This window comes from Streptococcus oralis, assembly GCF_026782085.1.
GTDB lineage: Bacteria > Bacillota > Bacilli > Lactobacillales > Streptococcaceae > Streptococcus > Streptococcus oralis_DA.
Genome location: NZ_JAKUVW010000004.1, coordinates 580,645 through 604,042 on the forward strand (window position 1 = coordinate 580,645; position 23,398 = coordinate 604,042).

Here is a 23,398-nt window from a genome sequence, read left to right on the forward strand (position 1 = left end):
ATCAGTCCGCTTTACCGTACTTGCTGACAATACCATAATAGCACATTAAAACTATCATTTACTATCGTTACTATCAAACATTTTAGAGAGTTTAACCAAGGACTTATCCCTAGCCCGCTGGATAGTAGCTGGACTGCAATTCAACCTTCTTTCCACTTGAGACCAAGATAGACCATCTATGTACAGCAATCGCATTACGATGTTCTCAATCGGCTCCTCTAACTCTTCAATCGCTCTGACAAGTTCCTCTTGCTCCTTGTATTCCCTCTCGATTTCTTGATAGAGTTCAGCAATGCGATCAATAGCCTTGATGTTCATTTCTTCGGTGCGATTATCATTGTTCTGAGATTTCGGCATACTGTCAAAAACCTGACCTTTCATGATACCAGACCTTAGATTGATGATTTCACAATGTAGAGATTGGATTTTAACATTCTTAAATTTTAGTTTCTTGAGTTCTTTCTCAATAGCTCTCTGCACCCTATCACCCCTCTCCGATAAATACATTCATAGGCAGATTGAAATAAGTCGCTACATCTTCAACATTGTACATATCAGGAGCGGATTTTAAATTCTCCCAATTTGAGATTGTTGCAATTGAGTAGCCTAACTTACTTCCTAACTCTTTCAAAGTAACCTGGTTATCAATCCTCTTTTGCTTTAGCATGAAAGCGAATAATTCACACTGTCTCTTTGTTAAAGGTTTTTCATAGTCCATTCTCCATCTCCTCTATAAGCCAGTCTAAATTTTTTCTAGCTTTCTTCAGGTCTTCAAGACCATTCTTCTTCTGGAATCTTAACATATACTTAATAGCATTACCCCAGCACCACGCTGCCTTCCCTGGCAGATTGCCAATGAAATTGTCAATTACTTCAATACCTTCAAGGCCTTTTGAGCCTTGATAGTGGCTTGGTTTGTTTACGTTGTCAATTTTTTCTGGTTTCATTCTTCTACCTCAAAAAGCTCTTTATTTTCATGAACGTTTCCGACCACTTCAAATTTATAGTAAGCAAGATATAGCGGTTTCCATTCCGATTTTCTTTCCTGCAATTCATCTACAAATCTATAGATAAAACTTGCGTAAGAGCCATGCCAATTAACAATCGCTTTTCTGCCTTTGTAATCGACTATATCCCCCTCAAAGATTTCCTTGCCGTTCTTATCTTTTAGGCCTGTTGATTGCATGAGGATAACATCCTCTCCGTTTCGCTTGTCTTCAAATTTTAACGGAACCGATGTAGAACCGTCGCTAAACTTCCCTATGATTTCTTTTCTAACGAATGAAATCATCAGTATTTCGTTAATCATTTCTTCTGCCAACACATACCACGCTCTAAATTTGAGTTTCATAATCTCACCTCGTCTCCAATCCTTAAAGATTCATAGCTTGTTTGCGTGACTACGAAAATGCCATAATTTTTAATAGTGATTGTGTGCATGTCGCCAATCTGCTCCTTGTGGATGACTCTACCTTTGATTTCAGCGCCTTGATTATCTGCTTTGTAGATTACAATAGGGCGCTTCTCTTCCAAATCTCGAATCCTGTCCATCTGCCAGATGTTTAATCCAGCAGAGACAAGAATCCGGATAGCTATGAATCGTTTCAATCTTTTCTCTCCTCCGCCTCGTAATGTAACCACACAAGACTTTTCATACAAAGTTCTTGCTTTTATTTTAATGTTGTTCAATTCATAGGCGCTCAACGATTCAGATTGAGTTAATACCTTTACTTGTATTTCTGTGATTGCTAAGCCAATTTCTTTTGATTTTTCCATTTACTCCACCTCCTCAATCTCAATCCCTGGACAATCAAATACCCAGCCGAAGCCCGCGCCTTCTAGTTCTTTGAGAGTGTGTTCCCTTCTTTGCGTATAAATCGTACTATAAAAACGAAGTCCATTCCTTTCTGTATTTACCAAATAATCAATTTCTTTTGAGTTACTTTTTAATTTAATCCGATACCGCTTCTCTTCCTCGACCTCGTAGCCGAATTGGTGCATGTTGACTAGAGTCTGAAATGGTTTGGTATTTTCATCAATTAGCCAATTTTCAATTTTGGTTAGTTCATTATCATTACGCTTTTTGAAAACTTCATAAACACATTGAAACAAACTTGTTTCAAAATCATCTTTGTTCTTTTCGTACCAATCAGCAACAAACTGCTGAACCACTGGTTTATTTAATTCTTGTCGAATCTTATCAGCATCTTTCAGTTGCTGACCAACCCATACTCCCTCAAATTTGCCTTGCTCGTATCCCTCGCGCCATTTTGCATGACTGAAATCTTTCTCAAATTCACCCATGATTGCCTTTTGCCAAACTTCACGGTCATGCAATGGCAATTCTCGCAATCGTGCAAGTATGTTTTTGACGTAGCGTGGAGCTTCTTCTGCGTGACCTGTTTCTGGTTCGTCTAGTTGCTGTAAATCTTCCAAAACTTCGTCTACTGAAATAACAGCAAAACAAGCGTCATTGTACTTTTTTATCAATTCCTGCTTATTCATTTTTCTACCTCAAATTCCTCAATTAACCACTCAAGATTTTTACGAGCTTTTTTCAAATCTTCAAGCCCATTCTTTTTTTGAAACCGCAACTGATATTTCAAAGCATTTCCGAGATAGAAACCCTTCAGCTGTTCCGGTGTCATGAAATTTCTTAGAGCATCTATAGATTGCATACCATATCGTCCTTGGTAGTGGCTTGGGTTATTTACACTATCATGTAACTCTGTCACTGTTTCGTCACCCAGTTTTTTCCAAGTTTTTCTATCTGTACTAAACTCACACGCAACCATTAACTTCCTGTTCCTCCTGCTTGTTTTTCTAGCCAATTGAAGAGCAGACCAAACTGCTCCGTCACCAGCTCATCATCATTGTATTGTTTGCAAATTTCTCCGATTGACGACACCGCCCATAGCCAATAAGCGTCCGAGCCAAAACCAATTTCTTGGCTCTTCTGATTGCTGCGCGCCATCCATTCCGGAATAACTCTGCTAAAGAAATCTATATAATTAATTTTCATGGCAATTCCTCAATCTTGATATAGATTCCGACTGTGTCAGCCCAAAACTTCTCGACAATCTCGCTGGCCACTTGTGCATCATCTTGCCAGTATCCAAGTTTTGTCATGCAATCCTTAAGTAGCTTCTGCAGATTGTCTGTATCTGGCTTTGTGGTCTTGTACTGGCCATCGTAGCTTCTTTTGATACGAGGGAAGCACCACTTGACCGTCAGTCGAACTGCTCCTTTAAATTTATCAGGAGGCACATGTTGCGCGAGCAAGCTCTCAAATTTCGCCCTGGCATTTTTCAAGTCAGCCGGCTCATAAAAGATTGGCTTCCCAAATTGGACATTTACCTTTTTTTGTTGGTGCGTCGTTGTGGGAATTTTTTCCATTGGTAAAAAGAATTCAATCATCAGCCAACTCCCTTAAAATTACACCCAAGGTCGCACTAGCGCTCATAAGCAATCCAAATGAGTAATCTGGATTAAGTGCCATCTCTTCAAAATCATCTTCACATTTATCCAACAAGTCATCGATTTCCTTTTTAAGATTATCAATAGCTTTTTTATTTAATGTCATTTTTTACCTTCTTTTTTATACGCGCTTAGTCCATGGACCTTGTATATGACAGGGTGCGTTTTTAGCAACCCTGTCTATACAGGTATGGACATGATGGACGACAGGACATTATCTATATATATAATATATAGTTGTCTGTCGCACGACACTACCGTATTTCATGGTTCTGTCGCGACAACGACACTACCGTATTTTTATAGTGCTGTCGCTATTAGGACGCGACCAGAATTTTACGGTTCTGTCGCTGATTTTATTACAGGGATAATATTGCCTGTATTTTTATCTATTTGGTATTTTTTAGATGTTTTTATTCGTCTTTCGACAGTCCTAACTGTTATACCTAAATAATCGGCCACATCCTCTTTCGATGGTGGTTCACCGTAATTTGCTTTTTCGATAGCTTCGTCAAACTCTATCAGCTTTTGCTTTTTATCTTCCTTCGCATTCTTTTTGCGAGTTTCTTTAGCTCTTTGCCAGCTCGGTTTATCATCGTCCAGCTTAATATCCGCAAGCACGCCTGTTTCATCAAGCGCGTGTACTGGATAACTAAACCACATGTTCACTGGCTTAAACTTGGCAAATTCTCGGAGCGTGCCTTCGACTCGCCACGCAGTCGCTATCTGGACCTTATTGCGTACTTCCTCGAGCTTGTCTACATAAGGAGCACGAGCCATGACATCAGGGATGCCTTTCTCGAAATGTGTCCGCATCTGCGCAGGGCTTAAGAGGTCATCTAGCCCGACATTCTGTTGGTAATAGGAATTATTTCGCTCTTGCAAAGCCTGTTTATATACTTCGCACGCTGCCTGATTCAGCCTTTGAGTAAGTAATTCCTCTGACACTTCTAGCTCTACTAAGTCGATAAGCGCGTCAGGATCCCGAGCGAATACACCCGAACCACTAGCGCGATCCATGGACTTCTTGCCACCTTGAGAACCCTTAGAGTGGTGGTGACAGTAGATAACACTAGAGCCTAGCTCCGTAGCTACTTTATCGAATTGATTGGTAAAGTGCGCCATCTGGTCCGCGCTGTTTTCGTCACCAGTTAAGACCTTGTAAATCGGGTCGATGATGACTGCGATATAATTCTTTTTCAAAGCTCGACGAATGAGCTTAGGTGCTAGCTTGTCCATCGGTACGGTCTTCCCACGTAGATTCCAGATATCGATGTTGTTGATATTTTGCGGAGCCAATCCCATTGCATGGTAGACATCGCGGAAACGATGCAAGGCAGACGGTCTGTCTAGCTCCAAATTAACATAAAGGACACGCCCCTGCGTACAATCCCAGCCTAGCCACTTCTTGCCCTCGGCAATAGCGATTGACATCTCAATCAAAGCGAATGACTTACCAGCTTTTGAAGGCCCGGCAATCAGCATCTTATGACCTTGACGAAGCACGCCTTTAATCAGCTCAGGCGCCAATTCTGGCAAATTATCCCAACTGTCGGCCAATCCTTCAGGATCAGGTAAATCATCGTTCAAGTCTTCGATGTATTGGTACCACTCGTCCCAATCAGCTTTACCAATGTTGGTATCTACTAGAAATTGCTTCTGACCATTTCGGACGAAACCTGGCATGCGCGAAAGTCTACTTGGATTTTTATTTTGAGTATCAACTATAATTCCGTTCTTCTGACAGATTTTATAAAGATAATCAACCCGGTTCCGATACTCTTCATAATTCTTAGCATCTACTTTGACGATGGCATGCAATGACTTGTTCCCACTGTGTACTAAGGCTGCAATTGGCAATTCAAGTTCTTTGTAGATGGCGTTTTGTTTATCGATCGGCATACTGTCGGATTCGACCAGTGCATATCTGAAATCCGTCACATTTTCATTTTTAGCGCCCTTTCCGTCCATTGGATTGAATCGAACCCATGCGCCAGCTTCTTCGTGATAGTCCCCAAGAACACCTCCAATATCTCCATTACATTCTTGTAAGAGTTGAATCAATTCACCAGCTGTGCGGTCGTAAGCTCCTTTGGTTGGCAACCATTTGACAATCTTTCCCGTTTTGTCATCAGTCTTTGGATAGCATTTGGTCACATAACCTACATTTTCGCCAGCTTCAAAAAGTGTTTCAAGGTATTTGATGATTTCCTGAACTGGATTCCAAATAGTCGGCTCGTGGATTTCCTTGCCCTCGATCCAATCTTTATCAATGACACGATAATCACGGTCAATTGTATCTGTCCAACCTAGCTCATGAGCGTTCTCGCTATCGTAGCCAGATTGCGACACCCAGCCGTTTTCTTTTGCAAGTTGGGTAATAGTCGCACCCGTCACGATAGTTCCTGCTTCCTCGTTGAAGGTATCCCATTTCTTGAAACATTCAAACTTCTTGTACCGGCTGTCGTTTTGCGACCAGTTATCCCAGTCAGATGCCGTGTAGCCCTCGTGTTTAAGGGCCATGCCCACATTTATCCATGTCTGGTAGTCTACCGTGGCAGGATTGATGTAATCCAGCAACGGCAACAAATTAAAATCATTCTCTGCCACTGTTTTCTCCTTTAAAATAATAATAATTGCTTCTTTGGTTGATAGTTCATCCAAAGAACTTCTGTTCTCGGTAGCCCTTTTTCTGCAGTCGCCGAGAACTCCACCCTTTCCCAATTCGTCAAGCGTTTATTATACAAGTCACTATCATATCCGCTCAGAAGAATATTGGCCTTGGATTGATTCAAAACCTCTAACAACTCTTCGTGGTCACGATCATCCATTTCTACCGAATATTGTTTTCTCGTCCTCGTACTGAGAACGTAGGGAGGGTCTACATACATACAGACATCTTCCCGACTGTATTTCTCTATCAGTTCGATGGCTGGCCGACATTCAATCTGAACCTGCTTTATTCGCAATGTCATTTCTTGGATTAAACCTGGCAGATCATTCCAATGTTTGACTGCGTAAGCTCGTTCTCTGCCGTTAATATCCATTTTCCAACCAGATTTTTCAATATTTCGAAAGCCGTGGCTCATAACAGAACGTATGACGAAATTCAGAGCTTTATCAATCTCATTCTCTGGCCGAACTTCCCAAGCATTGTCATAAATCCTTCGACTGTAAGGAGTCAGAAAGATTTTTTCGGCCAGCGCCTCAGGTTTCTGTTGTATCACCTGAAAAAGATTGACTACATCATCATTTAGATCGTTGACTGTCTCAATAGCGCTATTTTTTTTAGTAAACAATACCGCACCACTACCAAAATAGGGTTCTAGGTAGGTTTTGTGTTCAGGTAATAGTTCTACTATCCTACCAGCAAGATTCCACTTGCTACCTGGATATCGTAAAAGAGATTTCATACATCACCCCGGTACATATTCAGCTGGTCGCATGCCTGCCGGCAATCGCCAGCCATTCGCAGCAATGCGATCAATCATATTTCTAGCGTGGTCAAATTGCCACATACCAACATCCTTGAAGCCACGACCTTCTAAGAATCGAATCTGCTTTGGTGTCGTTAAACCTTCTGATTGTCGCTTGTGCAATCTGTCTAAATATAAAGCAGCCTTTCCAGCATTCCCGATTTCATCAGGAAGTATGCCGTACTTCTCAAGCGCTTTGATTTGTTTATCGCTAGCAGGAGCCATTTCCCATCCAAAGTTAGGAACGTAGTTCGATAAATCTTCAGCATGGATAGACATTTCGAATTGCAATGGATCCACAAGTTTACGCTTACGCTTGCGCATTTCTTCCAGCTGTTTTGCCAAAGCCTCTTCACGCTGTGCGACAACGTCCTCGGTTGCCTTGACTTCCATATCCTCAAGGTCAAGCATGACACCTGTTTGCTCTTCCATATTCTCAACCATTTTCTGAGCGACTTCTGGAGTTTCACAGATAAGGTGAGCTGGCCGACAGAGTTCGTGGCGTTCAGTGTGCCAGAGGAAGTCTAGCAAAAGCAGTTCTTCTTTCCCTGGATGCAAGCGAGTCCCACGCCCTACCATCTGGCTATACAAGGCACGTACCTTAGTAGGTCTTAACACTACCACGCAATCTACTGATGGGCAATCCCAGCCTTCAGTCAAGAGCATAGAGTTACAAAGAACGTTGTAGCGGTCATTCTCGAAGTCTTCTAAGACTTCGGCACGGTCCTTGGACTCTCCATTTACCTCAGCAGCGCGAAAACCTTTTGCGTTTAGAATATCTCGAAACTTCTGCGAAGTTTTTACCAAAGGCAAGAATACGACTGTCTTGCGGTCTGCGCATTGCTTGGCCATTTCATCTGCTATCTGTTCCAGATATGGATCCAGTGCCGTTCCGACATCGCTCGCTTTGAAATCACCAGCTGACATACTGACGTTTGTTAAATCCAAGCTGAGCGGTATTGTCAAGGCCTTAATTTTAGATAGATACCCTTCCTGGATAGCTTGAACTAGCGAATACTCATAAGCTAAGCTGTCGAAGTAAGAACCAAGGTTCTTCATATCTCCGCGGTCAGGCGTTGCAGTTACTCCCAATACATTCGATTGTTCAAAATAACCAAGGACACGTTGATAACCGTCTGAAATAGCGTGATGGGCTTCATCGACTACAATCGTATCGAACCAGTTGGGAGGAAATTGACTAAGTCTTTTCTCTCTCTGCATGGTCTGAACAGAACCGACCACAACCCGATACCATGAGCCGATAGAGGTATTTTCCGCTTTTTCCAAGGCTGTACCGAGCCCGGTCGCAGTCTTTAGCTTGTCGCTAGCCTGCTCTAAAAGCTCTGACCTATGAGCAAGGACAAGCACACGCTTGCCCTCTTTCACTTGGTCTTCAATGATTTTGGAGAAGACGATTGTCTTTCCACATCCTGTAGGCAATACTAAGAGCGTGCGCTTGCGACCTTTAGCCCATTCAGCTTGAACAGCCTCACGTGCTTCCTGTTGATAAGGTCTTAATTGCATCCCTTACCTCCTAGAACTGTCCAGCTTGGTATCCAGCTTGTGCTTGTGGCTGTTGTGGTTGTTGTGCAAAATTCGGCTGTTGCGGTTGCTGGTAGCTTGTTTGTGTAGTTTGCCCAGGTTGCTGGTTCAACACTTTTGTGTAATCGACGTCTTCAGGATAGAGCATGGATTTGACTTCGTTGTAATTGTTGTTATTGTATTGTCGTGTTCCGACTTTGCATACACCAGTTGCGCCGATGATGGTATTCCAGTTCATGCGAAGCGGTTCGCCCTTTTTCTTTTGGCCAATCGCAGCAAAGAAAGCAGACAGCATTCCTTCGGTTGAACTATGCAAAAATAGGTTGTGACGCAATTCTGTTTCGCCTTCGTTAGCTACAATCTTGATGCTGACGATAGCCTTATTACATGCTGGTAGTTTACCTGGATTTTGCGGATTTGGCGTGTGTCGTGTACGTTCCATGCCAACGACTGTGAAATAGTACAACCCATCAGGCAAAAGGACGAAATCCGAGTCTTTTTCAATCGTATCTTCCCAGCCAATTTCGTGATCAAAGTTGTTGTATTGTTGTTGTGTCATGTTGATTTCTCCTTTAAGCTAAAATAGTAATTTTTTTGTTGCTAGCAAGTTCATTTTTTAAATAATTTGCGATGCTTTCGACAGCTTCTAATTTCCATTTTCCCCCATCTGCTTCAAAGAGCGCAAGGCTCGCCGATTTGTTGATGCGGAAGACGAATTGACTAGCAGGCTGCTCTACTTCGTTGAAAGTACGATATGGTCGCAAGGTTACTGGATTTGGAGTTTTAGCTTGTGCTAGGCTTGCTACACCATCGCGAACCGTAGCCATTTGACTGATGCCATTGTCCTGTACTTCTGCACCTTTTTCGATTTTTAAATGACTAGCAAAATCCAAAACCAAATTACGATCTGCATCATCGATAAACATAGACTGCATCATAATGTTGAATTCTTCCTGGTCACGCCAATTGCTGAATGGAATAACTGGGACAGATGCTCTTACCGAAACAAGTTGAGGACGTTTACCATTTTCAAAATCAACTTGATCATATACAGATACTTTTTGGAAACTGTCCACGACAACTACAAGTTTAAGGCTACTGATGAAATCGTTATCTGATTTGAGATAGTCAACTAGACTTTTGAGTGTCTGAAGTTCAAGGATAGGTGCATACTTACGAGGGTTAAGTTCCTGTAAGTCATATTCATTGCTGTCAAAATATTCCTTTCCGGTTTCTGAACGAATGATTTTCTTTTCTTTACCCGCTAGTTCGACTGCGTAAGATAATGCTTCTTTGAGATTTTCTGTCATGGTTAGTTACCTGCTTTCTTTTGATTGTAATCAATGATTTTAGATTTTTCCTGTTGTTCCACTTTTTCGATGAGATCGCCAGTATCGGTCCGCATATCTCCGTTGTCATCAAAGTAAGTCTGACCAGGGATGCCGCTTTTGAGCTCGTTTGCGTGAATTTTACCAGTGTCATCACGACCGACAATGACAGTTGTTGCGACACCTTTCTGCGGTGCCAAAGTGGATTTGACTTCCATACCTGTCTTAACGACTGTACGTTCATCATCTGTTGACATCGTTAGTGTGATAGTAACTTTGCGAGTCGCTTTAGCTTCTGTATTGAGATCCAGAATATTCTCAAGGACTTTTTCAAGTTCTTTGTCAACCTTTTCTTGTAAGGCTGTATTTGCAATTTTTGACAAATCAATTTTAATAGTTTTATTTTTCATAGATACTCCTTATTATATTTTGCTATGATTTCTAATTCCCAAAACTTACACGGTAAAGGGCAATTCAGGGTCTGCTCGTACTTGATTTTGAATAACTTCCATAGTTGCCTGCCAATGTGCCACAATCATATCCCAATAATCAGGCGGAAAGTTTTCGATCGGAGTTCCTAGCGGGAAGTGCCCGCGAATGTAAGCTACTTTTTGAAGTTCTTCTTCTGTCACGTTACCTTGAGACATGAGGTCCGTCAAACTCTTTGGCAAGCTTGCATGATATTGTTCAGGTAATGTCTGTGGCGTGCTAGAAGCTTCATTTTGAGGTTTTTCAGCTACCTGCGACATATCGAGAGGCAATTCTTCTTGAACTTGCTCAGGGGCTTGCTGAACAGTCTGCTGAGGTTCTGGAGCGACTGCTTGAGGTTGTGGCGGAATAGGTTTCACTTGTTGATTCGCAAAGATATGAGCAATTCCAGCGTAATGGAATGGCATTTCATCAGGTAACCCATGTCGGTTCTTGGCATCCCAAGCTGGTCGATGGTTGGTATACATCACGCGCTCACCACCTTGCGCTTTTTTCTTGCCGTTATCAGTCGTCATGACCAAGGTCTTGTAGTTGGCGAATAGAACCATATCTGCCCATTCTTTTACGAGTGGAGCAGTCTTAGAGCCTGTCTTTTGACCAAGTTTCAACTCGTAACGGTCATAAGACCCCATTTCGTCTGGCTGTTCAAATTTCTTGATTTGAGCGTGCGCAGTCAATACCACGTTGATCCCCATATCAACCAAATCAGACAAGCTATTCAAGAAACGTCCCATTTCTTCTTGGACATAGGTGTAGCCTTTGCCCCAACCGAAATCTTCAATCCCTTGTTTTCCGTGTTGTGAGCATACGTGAGCTACTGCGAGTTGCTCTGCCCAGTCGACTGTGTCAACAATGAGCGTTTTACACTCTGTTGGGTTTGCCTTGATAAAAGCAATCTCATTGACTAACATGGTCCAGCTTGTTGGCTTGTCGAGTCGTGCCACATCCATGTTATCTGTCGAACCTTCCGTATCGATGAAGACTGGGTCTGGGAATTGACTCGCAAAGCTAGATTTTCCAATTCCTTCCGGTCCGTAGATAACTACCTTTTGAGCTCTCGCCCGTTTTCCTCTAGTAATATACATGTTTTAGTCCTCCACGTTGTCGTTTAGCAAACCTTTTAGAAGCCCTTCGATATATTTTCGTTTCGCGTCTTCAATATCTTCTGTTAACTCTTCCGGTTCGTTGCCGTCTAGCGTTTTTAATGTGTACTCTGCTTCGACGACTAAAATTTCACAATCGAGCGCGTTTGCTAATTTTTCAAAGTCTTCTTTTTGGTTTTCGATTGCCTTGAGTTCATTTTTTGCAGCGCGTCTAAGATCATTTGTATATTCAACAGAATAAGCAAACGTTCCTGTTTTGCTTTTATAGTTGTTTATAAAAGTTCCTGTTTTTTTATTTCTTAATACTGCGAATTTGTCTGTATGTTTCATGATGTTTTCTTCTTTCTTTTTTTAGAATCCGCCTTGCCACCCTTGCGGTGTTTGAATTGTTTCGGGTGTGACGCTGTAACCATCTTCGATAATAACTGAGCACTCTCCGCCCGTTGAAACTCTTGTCGCGATAGCTTGCAATCCTTCTTTTTCAAGCCACGCTCCGAATTCTTGAAGAGTCAACTGATCCATTTGCTCTAGCTTATCAATAAGTACGAATCCACATTCTGGTTTTAATTTACGCACAATTGCGGTCGCAACTTGCAGCTGCTGACTACCAGACATGTTATCCCAGCGCTGACCGAGGTAGAGCAGTTCGCCGTCATCCACGGACAAGCCAGACAGTGGCAAGTCTGCGTTCGTAAGCAAATCTGTCTTCTGTTTACGGATGTCTGCAATCACATTGTCAAGTTCCTTGTATTGCTCGCGATAGCCTTTGGCATCTTCTTCGGCTTTATCTTTGTCAAGATTAGCACGTACTTTACGATTGATTTCGTCAATCTCTGCGATGCTCTTTTCGATTTCTTCAGTCGATTCATCGATGAGATCCATTGCGTCAGTATTTGCAATAGCCAAGTCCTGAGCCAATTTCTCTTCTTTTGTTCTCGCATCAGCCAGCAATTGTTCCAGCCGTTCCACTTCTGCAGTTGCTGAAGCGTGTTGATTTTGGATAGCTATCAAATTCTGGCGCTTGCGGGCGTTCTCACCATTCTTTGCAAGAATTTCTTGTTGCTGTTGGATAAGTTCAGAGATAGATACCAGCTCTTTCGGTGCATCCGGATAGTATGGTTGTTCTTTCGCGAACTTTTCTTTCTGGTCAGCAATCACACCAATTGCGTGGCGCTCGTCATATTTGGCTTTCTCCTGCATTTCCAGTTCAGTCAATTGCGGACCAACTCCGATGATTTGTAGTAAGGTTTTCGCCTTTTCTTTGCTAGTCTGCTCCATGAATTTTGGCAAATTGATAGCTAGTTCTTCCACGAAGCTATCCAGCAAGTTTTGACCAGCCTTGTTACCACTAGGGTCAATGACCTTGAGAGTGCTGTTCTTACCACTGCGCTCCACAATCAAGCCGTTTGATAGCGTGATTTTAAGACTAGGAGGGATTGTACTTCCTTCGCGTTGTGCTTGGCTAGGCTTGTACTTGTTGCCACCCAGCGCCCATGCAATCGCGTCCAGCACGCTTGTTTTACCCTGGTTGTTATTTCCTCCGACGATTGTCAAGCCAGTCGCTGACGGCTCTAGCTTGACCGCCTTCACGCGTTTGACATTTTCAATTTCTAGTTTATTGATTGTTACCATTTGTTACTCCTTTATTTATTTTGGCGCAGGCAATCCAATCAATTCAGGCTTCAAGCCCTCTGGCTTCTCGTTATCAAATGTGAACCCTGAAAATGGTCTGCGGATGTTCTCGCGAATTGCTCTGCGTTCTGTTTCACGACCTTTTGCAAAGGCTTCTTGACTTGCTCGGATGATGTCTGCATCATGCTGCTGTTGCATTTTCTTTTCTTCGGCTTTCTTCAAGTCGATGTTGTGCGTGTGGATTCCTGCTCCAACAAATCCGATTAGCAGTGCGCCAACTCCCAAAAGCTGACTTGTTAATGACGGTTCAATCATTTTGCATTCTCCTTTTCTCTATAGATTGCCACAATGTTTTCAAGATCAGCAATACGCTGATTGGCATTTTGAAGTTTTTCTTGTGTTTCAATCAGTGATTAATTAAGATCTAAAGCGACTTCTTTCCAGTCAAGATTAGTTTCTTCTACCTCTTCCGAAAAGTAGGTCATAATTTTTGCTAGTAATTTCATGCTATCCTCTCTTCGCTAACTGACTTTGAAATCGTAGTACATCGTTCAAGTCGTACAAGCACTTGCCACCTTTTACATTTTGTTGATAGCTGAACTTGCCTTGATCTCGAAAATCCTCGATGCGCTTTCTGCCCCAACCAGTCGCTTGCATAACGTCCTTGATTGGCACCATGATGATTTGCTTTGAGACTTGTCTTTTAGCTTCTTTCAAAGCTTCGACGTTAAGCTTCACAAGGTCCTGAAATAGTTCATTTTTGAAATCTTCACCGAATAATTCCAAAGCCATTTGCTATTTCCTCTCTTTCTGTGGTATAATTTAGTTAGTTTTTATTGATAAGCGCCTGACTTCTGTTAGGTGCTTTTTGTATCACCGAATTTTAAAATCTTCAATCACACGAGCGATGAACTGATTTGCTTGTGGATTTTTCAGCTTACCATTCAGGATATTCGTTACATCCTGACGAGTCATGCTATACTGTACTGCTAGCGTCGCCATCGTCAAATTGTGCTCTTTCAGATAATCTCTGATTTTTTGACGTCCACCATCCATGTTTGGCATAGTCGCACCTCCTTTTCTTTGTAAGTTGAAAAAATGATTATTCTTAACGGAAAATGTTGTCTACTCTGGCTTTTAAGCAAATAAAACCTTTACAAGCCTTCTTACATTTAGTATAATAATGTTACCTTTATAACAGAAAGGAGCTGATGCAAATTGGCAAAATTTTTGAAAGGTACTGTGTCTCAGTAAGGGTTACTCTTCGCTTTGCAAAAGCTAGTCACTTATGCCGGATTAGTCAACGTAAGCAAGACTCAAAACAATTATGACTTTAAAGAAGAATATCCTTAACCAACTGCAGTGCGAGGTGCGGATACTTGCCAAGAGTTGAGTGTCACTGCTTCTGGCCTGAGCAGACAATTTCCGTAGCGTATTCTATGAAGCAGATAGAATACGCTTTTTGTTTTGTAAGAAAATGAGTTAGAAATTTTATAAATTACTTGACAAAATTAATGTATAGTATTAAAATGAAAGCATAATTAAAAACCTTGATAAAACCTTGTATCTATCAACTTTTTTGCCCGCCAAAGCTATTTTGTTTTTAGATAAGTTTTACTTCGTTTTTTACTAACCCATCAACTTACAAAAACTATTTTAATACTTCGCATTAACTTTGTCAAGTGTTTTAATGAGAAATATTAAATATTTTTTGTCATGTTCTCAGAAAGGTTGAAAAATCAATGTTTCCGACATTTGACAGAATTAAAGAACTTGCCAAAAAGCAAGGGCTTTCAATAAATTTATTGGAAGAAAAACTTGGTTATAGTAGGAATACTATTTATAATCTCAAAAATTCAAAACCGTCCACTGAACGAATTTCAGAAATCGCTGACTACTTCAATGTGTCCACCGACTATCTACTTGGACGCACGGATAATCCAACAATTGCAAGCAACGGTGATACTTCTGCACCGTTTGACCTTCGAGATATTGCTGCGCAATCTATGTTATTCGATGGTAAGCCACTTTCCGAAGAAGATATAGATTTTATTACAGCGGTCTTGGAGGCACACTTAAAAAATAAATAGAGGTGCATTTATGACTGTAAGAGAGCTTTGCGCCCAGGAGGGTGTGAACCTATGCTACTTTGATGGAACAGGCTGGCATAGTCCAGGATTCTTCAATCCAACATTGAAGCTTCTTGCTATTGATATCAATCTATCAGAGCAAGACCAAAAACAAGTAGCCCTACACGAACTTGGCCACAAGGAGCATTCACAATACCAGTATAATCTCAACAGAGAGATGTGTGAGCTCCAGGCAGACCGAAATATGATCCATTATCTTCTGGAAGAAGAGTTAAAAACCATGGATGATGTATCTGAATTTAACTATGTCCATTTTATGGAAAAGTATAATTTAAAAACCATAGCCGATGAGGTTATGGTTAAGGAAGAATATCAAGCGTTATTAAATTAAAGGAGAGTATCTATGAAAAAATTACTAACCACATCAGCTATCTTGCTTACTGCTACTTTCGCTCTCGCAGCTTGCTCTAGTGATAAATCTGCTACAAAAGGTAGCTCGGAGCAACCAAAAACGGAACAGTCTGAGGCTAAAGAAACAAAGGCGAGTGAAAAACCTGCTTCTAAAAAAGCAACTAGTTTAGATGACTTCAAGAAGGCGCTAGAAGATAATGGTTTTACCATTGAACGAGAACAAGAAAAATCATCTTCGCTAGTACAAGCAAAAGATGGTAAAGGATTTGTTTTACCAGACGGGAGCTCAGTAGAAGTATATCAGTACGAGGAAAACAATCCATACTTTGCGACAATCAAGAAAGATAAAAAACTACTTGATCAGCCTGTTACAATTTACGGTGATTTCGTTGTTATGATTGTTAACCCAACTGACTCAAAAGATAAGATTTTAGAGAGTTTCAAAGGATTTGAATAACAAAAAAGCCCCACGCTCTCAAAACTTTGGCGAGTCTGAGCGTGAGGAACTTACGTATAAGAAACAACCATTCAAAAGGTCGTTTTCTTATACCCATTTTATCAAGAAATGAGGTAAAAATCAATGGAAATCAAATCTTATAAAAAGAAAAACGGAGATACTGCGTACGGATTCACTGTTTATCTTGGCAAAAAGAATGGAAAAAGTAAATATGCCAGGAAAAAAGGATTTGAAACCAAGGCGAAAGCTCGTTCAGCACTCCTACAACTTCAAAGCGATATAGAAAACATTGAGCAGATCAAGAAAAATATAACTATTAGAGAGATAGCTGAAAAATGGCTTGAAGAATACAAAGAAACCGTGCAAGAAAGCACCTATCTAAAGACTTCAAGGAATTTCGAAAACCATATCTACCCAGTTTTAGGCGATAGGAAGATAGCTTCTATCACTCCTCTCCAAATGCAAGAACAAGTCAACGAATGGTCGAGAAAATTAGTTTACGGGCGAAAGCTAAAAGGCCTTATGAACAATATTTTTAAGTATGCTATTAGGCACGAATACTTAGATACAAATCCAGTCGATAGTGTGGTTACGACTATCCGAAAAAAATCAGACGAAAAGAGCGACTTTTACAACAAAGACGAGCTTCAAACTTTCTTAAAATTAGTAGCACAGACCGAGGATTTGGAAAAGATAGTCCTCTTTCGCATTTTAGCCTTCACTGGGGCCCGTAAAGGGGAGATTTTAGCCCTTGAATGGGATGACTGGACCGATAACACTCTGAGCATAAATAAAGCCATTACACGAGGATTTGAGGGCGAGAAAATAGGTCGTACAAAAACAGTAAGTAGTAAGCGTCTGATCAGCCTTGACGAAAAAACAAAAAATATCTTGCAAGAATGGAGAGAATGCAATCCAGATACAAGATACATTTTTGAAACTGAGTTTGGCAAGCCCATGCCTGGGAGTCTGCCAAGAAAATGGTTGCTTACAATCTTGAAAGATAGCGACCTACGACCGATTAAAATCCACGGATTCAGGCACACGCATGCCAGTCTTTGCTTCGATGCGGGCATGACCTTGAAGCAAGTTCAACATCGGCTCGGCCACTCAGACCTTAAAACGACCATGAACGTATATACCCATATCACCACTCAGGCAAAGGACGACATCGGAGAACGCTTTGCGAATTATATTGATTTCTAGGATACAGCAAAACGTTGTATCCTTTGTTGTATCCTTTTTTTGAAAAAGAATGCTAAACAATAAAAAAGATAAAAATAAAAACGCTGATTTATCAACGTTTTAGAAAGGTTTGCGAAAGAATGTAAAATATATATGGAGCCGGTGGGAGTCGAACCCACGTCCAAACACCTGCCAACATATTTGTCTACAACCATAGGTTATGTATTGTTTTAACAGTCCCTCGACACATAACTCAAGCCTAGGAACTGCGAGTCTATTAATCTCTTACCAAACCACTAGACAAGGCTTGATCGTATCTCGCTAATCATAAGACCTGTCATTGAACACGAGCAATCCAAATCAGGTCACGCCTGCTGGTTTTTAGGCAGCTAGAGCGTAAGAAGTGTTATTTTTTGCAGTTATATTTAACTGAGCGTTTACGTCGCCACACGGGTTGCAAAATATGCCTCATAATGCCTGTCGAATCCGTAACGACCCCAGGATGTTAGAACTATTATAACCTATCTTCAAAAAAAATGCAAAATCAAGCCAATTCTTTAGAACAGATACGTTTTCAAAGCATCTGATAATGCTTGATAACCGGCTACACTTAGATGGAGGCCATCCGTTGTATAGGTTGATTGAAGTTGCCCTTCTGAATCTGTCAAACTATCATAAATCGGCACAAAATCTACCTGCATATAGGCGGATGCTAGAGCCTCATAGGCTTGATTCCATTCTCTGATCTTTTCATTGGTACGAATATATACTGTCTGCTTGTATTCTTCTCCTTCATTGACTGGCAGAATAGAAACAAGCTTTATTTGTGACAGCGGATAATCTCGGTTGAGCGATTGAATCACACCTTCAAGATTATCCAAGGCTTCATTCATGGGAATATCTTTTCCGATATCGTTTGTCCCAATTAAGAGAACAATTTGATCGACAGCATCACCATAAAGATGAGCATCCAAATTCTCTAATAAAAGCCTCGTCTGGTAACCTCGGATGCCTCGATTAACAATCGTCTTGACAGTCCCGAGTAACTCTTGCAAAGGGTAGTATTCTACAATCGAATCGCCGATAAAAATCATATCTGGTTCTAAAAGAGAAATCTGATTGAGTTCACGATACTTGGTTTGAATCTTTGCTTGCTCTTTTAGAAGCCAATTTTCTAATAACTGTACTGCCACCTTATCCCTCTTTCTCTAACCACTTTTCTAGAATCTGATAAACGCCCCCTTGGCTGTTAGCTGGAGCAAGGGCTGTTGCAACTGCCTTGGCCTCATCATCAGCATTTTCCATAGCATAGGCAATTCCAGCCATCTCCAACATCTCAACATCATTTTCGCTATCACCAAAAGCCATGATCTGTTCTGATGTCAAATCCCAGCGCTTGAGTAATTCTTCCAATCCCCAAGCCTTGTGAACACCAGCTTGCAGGATATCAATACAGCCATAACCGCTAGAAACAGCCCTTACACGACCATCAAAGAGATCATTGATTTCCTGCAAAACTGAACTAGAACGTTCTTCACCAACGACCATGCTCATCTTTAGAACTCCTCCAAAGAGGTCTGAGTTTAGCTCATCCACAAAATTGGTCCTTTGGTAAAGTTTTTCAATCATCTCTGGAGTCATAAATTTTTCCAGGTCTGTAAAAATCGTTCCTTCCTTGACAAAACTCCCATTCATACTGGTAACGACGAACTGATCTCGACACTCTCTCCCTTTAAAATGAAGGAGAGCCTTGTCAACCATAGAATCATCCCAGGTCTGAGCTTGAAGTAATGTATCATACTCAAATATCCGAGCACCGTTAGCAACAACCAGAACTACTCGACTCGCCAAGTGTTCTAATAATTGCCTCATCCGATGGACTTCATTCCCTGTCGCAATGACAAAACGGATATCCCTTTGATCCAGCTGATCTAAAATCTTTTCCAAGCGAGGTAGATCTAGCTGCCCCCTCGGGTCTAGCAAGGTTCCATCCATGTCTGTTGCAATCAATTTAATCGTCATCTCATCTCCTTTAGGGCGAGTACCTACCACTTCAACCCTACATGTTCATTCATTTCTTTATAGGCCATGTCAATTCGTTCCTTAGTCGCCTCGTCCAACTTGTCACGGTGACTGCCTCCCTCGATGAAGTCCTCTAGGATATAGGTCTGATAGAGGAAAAGCGGATAGCCTTCTGGAGAGTAAGTCCCTTTGGGTGTTCGATTGACCCAAGTAGGATGCGCTTTGGCAGCTTCAATCCTTGTCTTTCCATCTTTTTTCTTAATGGTCACATCCATGAGAACACCGCGCTCCGTCCACTTGGCATTTTCCTCATCTTGCATGGTTTCAATGCGTTGATTTGAGAGGAAATTCCCCATGGAGTAGATGATCAGTTTTTTGTCCCCATCTTTTTCAACTGTTTCAGCAGGTTCAACGACGTGAGGGTGCCCTCCAAAGATAATATCGGCTCCCCAGTCAATCATCTTGTGGTACAGTGTTTTCTGTTCTTCCGTTGGTTCTAGCTGGTACTCAATTCCCATCTGAGGCATGATGACAGTAATATCCGCCTCCTTCTCTGCACGCTCGATTTCTGCCTTCATCTTATCTTCATTCAAATCAGAAAGATAGCGATTATAGTCCTCTTGAGAGATATACTGCTCAATGCCATTAAAACCGTAAGAATAGGCCAGGAGAGCTACCTTGATACCATTGACTTCCTTGATGACTATAGGTGCTTGGTCTCGGGATTCATGTGTGTAGACTCCGATGGGTGTCATTCCAGCCTTTTCAATAGCTTGAGCCGTTGAAACAACTCCCTCTAGCTGCGAATCCAAGATGTGATTATGAGCCAAGTCTAGAACTTGGTAGCCTGCATCCTTGATCGCATCCATGACTTCCCCTGGTGCATTAAAGAGAGGATAACCTGCCAAGTAGTGGTCCTTGTTCACCGTTCCTTCAAAGTCACCAATCACCAAATCCGCTTGTTTGAGCCAGGGTTTTACATACTCAAAATTTTCATGAAAATCATAGGTTCCATCTTCTTTTAGAGCTGTTCGGTAGATGGGGATATGGTAGAGAAGGTCACCATTTGCCATGATACGCGCCGTCGTTTCACCAGACTTATCTTCCTTGGATTGACCAGATGTACTAGCAGAATCAAGAGTTTGGCTACCAGGGCTTGTTCCCTTACTACCTTGTACTGCTCGAACTAATAAGTTTCCCCCCATGGATAAGGCAACTGCAAGCAATAACACAATAATAAACTGGGCATTGGTCCAGGATTTATAATTCCGAAAGAAATCCACACTAGTTCTCCACACCCCATAAAGAGAGCCCTGAGACCGTCTATCTTGTCGCTTTTCCATCTTTATTCCCCCGTGCTTTTTGGTGCAAGTCTTTTCTTTTATTATACCACAGACAAAAGAGGAATACCGTTTATTATATTATTTTTTAGGAACTTCTGCGACTTTCTTTCTCGCCTATTTTGTGTTATCATGTAGAGGTAATGAAAGGAGAGAAAATGTCTGCTATAGAACGTATTACAAAAGCTGCTCATTTGATTGATATGAATGATATTATCCGTGAGGGAAACCCTACTCTACGCGCAGTTGCTGAGGAGGTCACTTTCCCACTGTCTGACCAGGAAATCATCCTTGGCGAAAAGATGATGCAATTCCTCAAACATTCCCAAGATCCTGTTATGGCTGAGAAAATGGGGCTCCGCGGTGGTGTTGGGCTGGCTGCTCCCCAACTCGATATCTCAAAACGTGTTATCGCTGTTTTAGTTCCCAATATTGTGGAAGAAAGTGAAACTCCACAGGAAGCCTACGACTTGCAAGCTGTTATGTACAATCCAAAAATCGTCTCTCACTCTGTTCAAGATGCTGCTCTTGGCGAAGGAGAAGGTTGTCTTTCTGTTGACCGAAACGTACCTGGCTATGTAGTCCGCCATGCTCGTGTCACTGTTGATTACTTTGACAAGGATGGAGAAAAACACCGAATCAAGCTCAAAGGATACAACTCTATCGTTGTCCAACATGAAATTGATCACCTAAACGGAATCATGTTTTACGATCGTATCAACGAAAAAGACCCATTTGCTGTCAAAGATGGACTCCTCATCCTCGAATAAAGAAAATCCCGTTGCAAGACGGGGTTTTGTGTTATAATAGAGGCATGAAAACAAATGATATTGTCTATGGCGTCCACGCCGTTACAGAAGCCCTCCTTGCAAACACTGGAAATAAACTTTACCTCCAAGAAGATCTCCGAGGTAAGAATGTTGAAAAAGTCAAGGAACTGGCTACAGAAAAGAAGGTATCCATTTCTTGGACTTCAAAAAAATCCCTGTCTGAGATGACTGAAGGCGCTGTCCACCAAGGTTTTGTTCTACGAGTGTCCGAATTTGCCTATAGCGAGCTGGATCACATCCTTGCCAAAACACGACAAGAAGAAAATCCACTTTTATTGATTCTGGATGGTCTAACTGACCCTCATAATCTGGGTTCAATCTTGCGAACAGCTGATGCGACCAATGTTTCAGGTGTCATCATTCCCAAGCACCGTGCTGTCGGAGTGACTCCTGTCGTTGCCAAAACGGCCACAGGTGCTATTGAGCACGTACCGATTGCCCGAGTGACCAACCTCAGTCAAACCCTAGACAAACTCAAGGCTGAAGGCTTCTGGACCTTTGGAACGGATATGAACGGTACTCCTTGCCACAAGTGGAATACAAAAGGGAAAATCGCCCTCATCATCGGAAATGAAGGAAAAGGCATCTCCAGCAACATCAAAAAACAGGTCGATGAGATGATTACCATTCCCATGAATGGACATGTTCAAAGCCTCAATGCCAGTGTTGCTGCAGCCATTCTCATGTACGAAGTTTTCCGAAACCGACTATAAAAAAGTTTCCAATCAGTTGATTGGAAACTTTTTTCTTAACTATGTTCTGTAATAAATTTGTATGCTTCTTGACCAGCGATAGCCCCATCTCCAACTGCTGTTGTTACTTGGCGAAGATCTTTTTGGCGAACATCCCCAACCGCAAATATACCATCAACGCTAGTTTTCATATGATTGTCTGTTACAATCCAGCCTGCCTGGTCTTGAATATTCAATTCTTTAACAAAATCGCTAACAGGATCCAAACCAACATAGATAAAGACACCACCAAAGGCTCGCTCTGTTACTTGACCTGTTTTTACATTTTCAAATACGACAGATTCTACTCGGTTTTCACCTTTGATTTCCTTGACAACAGAATCCCAGATAAAGTTGACTTTCTCATTTGCAAAAGCACGGTCTTGCAAAACCTTTTGGGCACGAAGTTGGTCACGGCGGTGAACAATAGTGACAGTCTTGGCAAAGCGAGTTAAGAAGAGAGCTTCTTCTACTGCTGAATCTCCACCACCAACTACGAGCAAGTCTTGGTCACGGAAAAAGGCTCCATCACATACGGCACAGTAAGAAACACCACGACTGTTCAGTTCTTCTTCTCCAGGAATCCCCAAAAGACGGTGTTTTGACCCAGTTGCCACGATGACAGTACGGGTTTCGTAAACTTGATCATCAGTGATTACCTTCTTATAGTCACCCTGATCTTCAATATTTTCAACGTAGCCATAAAGATGCTCCACTCCAAGGTTTTCAAGTGGTTCAAACATCTTTTCAGCCAATTCAGGTCCACTGATGTTGGCATAACCTGGATAGTTTTCAATATCAGATGTGTTATTCATTTGCCCGCCTGGCAGACCACCTTCAATCAAAGCCACTTTCAGATTGCTTCGAGCAGCATATAAGGCAGCGGTCATTCCCGCAGGTCCAGCACCGACAATAATCGTATCGTACATTTCGATTCCTTCTTTCTTGTTGTAACTATCTTTATTCTAACTCATTCTTGCTAGTCACGCAAGGATTATGCCTTGAAAACCAAGAGCAAACTCATGACGGCAAAGGATAACACCGGAACGACCAAAACTCCAATCATAATCATATCATAGAGATGAGCTTGGCGAGCTTTGGCTGTCTTGTCCACACCAGACATGGCTCTCAATCCAATCCAAATCCCCAGAAAAATCACGACAAGGATGGCCGTTAAGATCAAACTCTCGAAATACAAAGAAAATAGATGCAGTAGCATGATCTCTCTCGTTTCTATCTTTTTTAAAGAGTAAACTCAGCTAGTCCAACTAACTGAGTTTTCCTT

33 protein-coding genes and 1 other RNA gene are annotated in these 23,398 nt (G+C 41.7%); 6 read left to right on the plus strand and 28 right to left on the minus strand.

All coding sequences use genetic code 11. The annotated features are described in order from the left end of the window. Window positions 1-54: 54 nt before the first annotated feature. The 22 genes from MK395_RS05035 to MK395_RS05140 all read right to left on the minus strand — a co-directional run bounded on the left by MK395_RS05035 (window position 55) and on the right by MK395_RS05140 (window position 14,112). Window positions 55-480, minus strand: coding sequence for a DUF1492 domain-containing protein (locus MK395_RS05035; RefSeq protein WP_268711406.1), 426 nt, complete (start codon window positions 478-480; stop codon window positions 55-57). Window positions 481-484: 4 nt separating this feature from the next. Next, window positions 485-718 carry a helix-turn-helix domain-containing protein gene (locus tag MK395_RS05040; RefSeq protein WP_268711407.1) on the minus strand — a complete coding sequence of 78 codons (234 nt, stop codon included), beginning with the start codon at window positions 716-718 and terminating at the stop codon, window positions 485-487. Then, window positions 708-947 (minus strand): DUF3310 domain-containing protein, encoded by a 240-nt coding sequence (locus tag MK395_RS05045; RefSeq protein ID WP_268711408.1) that lies wholly within the window; start codon window positions 945-947, stop codon window positions 708-710. Before MK395_RS05045 ends, MK395_RS05040 begins: the two co-directional genes overlap by 11 nt. Further along, window positions 944-1,351 carry a YopX family protein gene (locus tag MK395_RS05050; RefSeq protein WP_268711409.1) on the minus strand — a complete coding sequence of 136 codons (408 nt, stop codon included), beginning with the start codon at window positions 1,349-1,351 and terminating at the stop codon, window positions 944-946. The genes MK395_RS05045 and MK395_RS05050 overlap by 4 nt, the downstream gene beginning before the upstream one ends. After that, complete coding sequence (locus MK395_RS05055) at window positions 1,348-1,608, minus strand: DUF1372 family protein (protein ID WP_268711671.1); 261 nt, start codon at window positions 1,606-1,608, stop codon at window positions 1,348-1,350. Before MK395_RS05055 ends, MK395_RS05050 begins: the two co-directional genes overlap by 4 nt. Window positions 1,609-1,776: 168 nt before the next feature. Further along, window positions 1,777-2,505: a DUF1642 domain-containing protein gene (locus MK395_RS05060; RefSeq protein ID WP_268711410.1), complete on the minus strand. Its 729-nt coding sequence runs from the start codon at window positions 2,503-2,505 to the stop codon at window positions 1,777-1,779. After that, window positions 2,502-2,795 (minus strand): DUF3310 domain-containing protein, encoded by a 294-nt coding sequence (locus MK395_RS05065; RefSeq protein WP_326845691.1) that lies wholly within the window; start codon window positions 2,793-2,795, stop codon window positions 2,502-2,504. The genes MK395_RS05060 and MK395_RS05065 overlap by 4 nt, the downstream gene beginning before the upstream one ends. Continuing rightward, the gene (locus MK395_RS05070; RefSeq protein ID WP_268711411.1) at window positions 2,795-3,022 is read right to left on the minus strand and encodes a hypothetical protein; all 228 of its coding nucleotides are present in this window, start codon (window positions 3,020-3,022) and stop codon (window positions 2,795-2,797) included. The genes MK395_RS05065 and MK395_RS05070 overlap by 1 nt, the downstream gene beginning before the upstream one ends. Continuing rightward, window positions 3,019-3,417, minus strand: coding sequence for a RusA family crossover junction endodeoxyribonuclease (locus MK395_RS05075; protein ID WP_268711412.1), 399 nt, complete (start codon window positions 3,415-3,417; stop codon window positions 3,019-3,021). Before MK395_RS05075 ends, MK395_RS05070 begins: the two co-directional genes overlap by 4 nt. Continuing rightward, window positions 3,410-3,583: a hypothetical protein gene (locus tag MK395_RS05080; protein WP_160312405.1), complete on the minus strand. Its 174-nt coding sequence runs from the start codon at window positions 3,581-3,583 to the stop codon at window positions 3,410-3,412. The genes MK395_RS05075 and MK395_RS05080 overlap by 8 nt, the downstream gene beginning before the upstream one ends. A 230-nt stretch (window positions 3,584-3,813) precedes the next feature. Beyond that, window positions 3,814-6,087 carry an AAA family ATPase gene (locus MK395_RS05085; protein WP_268711413.1) on the minus strand — a complete coding sequence of 758 codons (2,274 nt, stop codon included), beginning with the start codon at window positions 6,085-6,087 and terminating at the stop codon, window positions 3,814-3,816. An 11-nt stretch (window positions 6,088-6,098) separates the two neighbouring features. Then, window positions 6,099-6,890: a DNA adenine methylase gene (locus tag MK395_RS05090; protein ID WP_268711414.1), complete on the minus strand. Its 792-nt coding sequence runs from the start codon at window positions 6,888-6,890 to the stop codon at window positions 6,099-6,101. A gap of 3 nt (window positions 6,891-6,893) precedes the next feature. Then, window positions 6,894-8,477, minus strand: coding sequence for a DEAD/DEAH box helicase (locus MK395_RS05095; protein ID WP_268711415.1), 1,584 nt, complete (start codon window positions 8,475-8,477; stop codon window positions 6,894-6,896). Window positions 8,478-8,487: 10 nt separating this feature from the next. Further along, entirely contained in the window at window positions 8,488-9,054 is a 567-nt protein-coding gene (locus MK395_RS05100; protein ID WP_268711416.1) for a hypothetical protein, read from the minus strand. Window positions 9,055-9,067: 13 nt separating this feature from the next. Then, entirely contained in the window at window positions 9,068-9,805 is a 738-nt protein-coding gene (locus MK395_RS05105) for a hypothetical protein (RefSeq protein WP_268711417.1), read from the minus strand. Between the two features lie 2 nt (window positions 9,806-9,807). Further along, window positions 9,808-10,233, minus strand: coding sequence for a hypothetical protein (locus MK395_RS05110; protein ID WP_268711418.1), 426 nt, complete (start codon window positions 10,231-10,233; stop codon window positions 9,808-9,810). 45 nt (window positions 10,234-10,278) lie between these two features. After that, on the minus strand, window positions 10,279-11,397 hold the full coding sequence (locus MK395_RS05115; protein ID WP_268711419.1) for an ATP-binding protein: 1,119 nt from the start codon (window positions 11,395-11,397) through the stop codon (window positions 10,279-10,281). Window positions 11,398-11,400: 3 nt separating this feature from the next. Continuing rightward, window positions 11,401-11,745, minus strand: a complete 345-nt coding sequence (locus MK395_RS05120) for a hypothetical protein (RefSeq protein WP_268711420.1) — start codon at window positions 11,743-11,745, stop codon at window positions 11,401-11,403. Between the two features lie 21 nt (window positions 11,746-11,766). Continuing rightward, window positions 11,767-13,047 carry an AAA family ATPase gene (locus MK395_RS05125; RefSeq protein ID WP_268711421.1) on the minus strand — a complete coding sequence of 427 codons (1,281 nt, stop codon included), beginning with the start codon at window positions 13,045-13,047 and terminating at the stop codon, window positions 11,767-11,769. Window positions 13,048-13,062: 15 nt separating this feature from the next. Next, window positions 13,063-13,362, minus strand: coding sequence for a hypothetical protein (locus MK395_RS05130; RefSeq protein WP_268711422.1), 300 nt, complete (start codon window positions 13,360-13,362; stop codon window positions 13,063-13,065). A gap of 192 nt (window positions 13,363-13,554) precedes the next feature. Beyond that, entirely contained in the window at window positions 13,555-13,839 is a 285-nt protein-coding gene (locus tag MK395_RS05135) for a hypothetical protein (protein WP_268711423.1), read from the minus strand. Between the two features lie 81 nt (window positions 13,840-13,920). Continuing rightward, window positions 13,921-14,112 (minus strand): antirepressor, encoded by a 192-nt coding sequence (locus MK395_RS05140; RefSeq protein WP_049506360.1) that lies wholly within the window; start codon window positions 14,110-14,112, stop codon window positions 13,921-13,923. Window positions 14,113-14,789: 677 nt separating this feature from the next. On the opposite strand from MK395_RS05140, the gene MK395_RS05145 reads away from it, so the two are divergent. The 4 genes from MK395_RS05145 (at window position 14,790) to MK395_RS05160 (ending at window position 17,211) form a co-directional block, all read left to right on the plus strand. After that, window positions 14,790-15,137 carry a helix-turn-helix domain-containing protein gene (locus MK395_RS05145; RefSeq protein ID WP_268711424.1) on the plus strand — a complete coding sequence of 116 codons (348 nt, stop codon included), beginning with the start codon at window positions 14,790-14,792 and terminating at the stop codon, window positions 15,135-15,137. A gap of 10 nt (window positions 15,138-15,147) precedes the next feature. Continuing rightward, on the plus strand, window positions 15,148-15,528 hold the full coding sequence (locus MK395_RS05150) for an ImmA/IrrE family metallo-endopeptidase (RefSeq protein WP_247936542.1): 381 nt from the start codon (window positions 15,148-15,150) through the stop codon (window positions 15,526-15,528). A gap of 12 nt (window positions 15,529-15,540) precedes the next feature. Continuing rightward, window positions 15,541-16,005 carry a hypothetical protein gene (locus MK395_RS05155; protein ID WP_268711425.1) on the plus strand — a complete coding sequence of 155 codons (465 nt, stop codon included), beginning with the start codon at window positions 15,541-15,543 and terminating at the stop codon, window positions 16,003-16,005. 123 nt (window positions 16,006-16,128) lie between these two features. After that, a complete protein-coding gene (locus MK395_RS05160; RefSeq protein WP_268711426.1) occupies window positions 16,129-17,211 on the plus strand; it encodes a tyrosine-type recombinase/integrase in 1,083 nt (360 codons plus the stop codon). 130 nt (window positions 17,212-17,341) lie between these two features. Here the strand turns inward: MK395_RS05160 and ssrA are convergent. The 4 genes from ssrA to MK395_RS05180 form a co-directional block, all read right to left on the minus strand. After that, window positions 17,342-17,689, minus strand: a transfer-messenger RNA (tmRNA) gene (gene ssrA / locus MK395_RS05165). Window positions 17,690-17,747: 58 nt separating this feature from the next. Then, a complete protein-coding gene (locus MK395_RS05170; protein WP_268711427.1) occupies window positions 17,748-18,383 on the minus strand; it encodes an SGNH/GDSL hydrolase family protein in 636 nt (211 codons plus the stop codon). Between the two features lies 1 nt (window position 18,384). Beyond that, a complete protein-coding gene (locus MK395_RS05175; protein ID WP_049490760.1) occupies window positions 18,385-19,212 on the minus strand; it encodes a Cof-type HAD-IIB family hydrolase in 828 nt (275 codons plus the stop codon). A 23-nt stretch (window positions 19,213-19,235) separates the two neighbouring features. After that, window positions 19,236-20,555 carry a CapA family protein gene (locus MK395_RS05180; RefSeq protein ID WP_268711428.1) on the minus strand — a complete coding sequence of 440 codons (1,320 nt, stop codon included), beginning with the start codon at window positions 20,553-20,555 and terminating at the stop codon, window positions 19,236-19,238. Between the two features lie 155 nt (window positions 20,556-20,710). On the opposite strand from MK395_RS05180, the gene def reads away from it, so the two are divergent. Together def and rlmB are read left to right on the plus strand one after the other, a co-directional pair. Beyond that, window positions 20,711-21,322, plus strand: a complete 612-nt coding sequence (def, locus tag MK395_RS05185) for a peptide deformylase (RefSeq protein WP_084880567.1) — start codon at window positions 20,711-20,713, stop codon at window positions 21,320-21,322. A gap of 44 nt (window positions 21,323-21,366) precedes the next feature. Further along, entirely contained in the window at window positions 21,367-22,095 is a 729-nt protein-coding gene (rlmB, locus tag MK395_RS05190) for a 23S rRNA (guanosine(2251)-2'-O)-methyltransferase RlmB (RefSeq protein WP_000855740.1), read from the plus strand. 35 nt (window positions 22,096-22,130) lie between these two features. On the opposite strand, the gene trxB is transcribed toward rlmB, so the two are convergent. After that, a complete protein-coding gene (gene trxB, locus MK395_RS05195; protein WP_268711429.1) occupies window positions 22,131-23,042 on the minus strand; it encodes a thioredoxin-disulfide reductase in 912 nt (303 codons plus the stop codon). 65 nt (window positions 23,043-23,107) lie between these two features. Continuing rightward, window positions 23,108-23,332, minus strand: a complete 225-nt coding sequence (locus MK395_RS05200; RefSeq protein ID WP_042767743.1) for a DUF4059 family protein — start codon at window positions 23,330-23,332, stop codon at window positions 23,108-23,110. Window positions 23,333-23,398 lie beyond the last annotated feature (66 nt).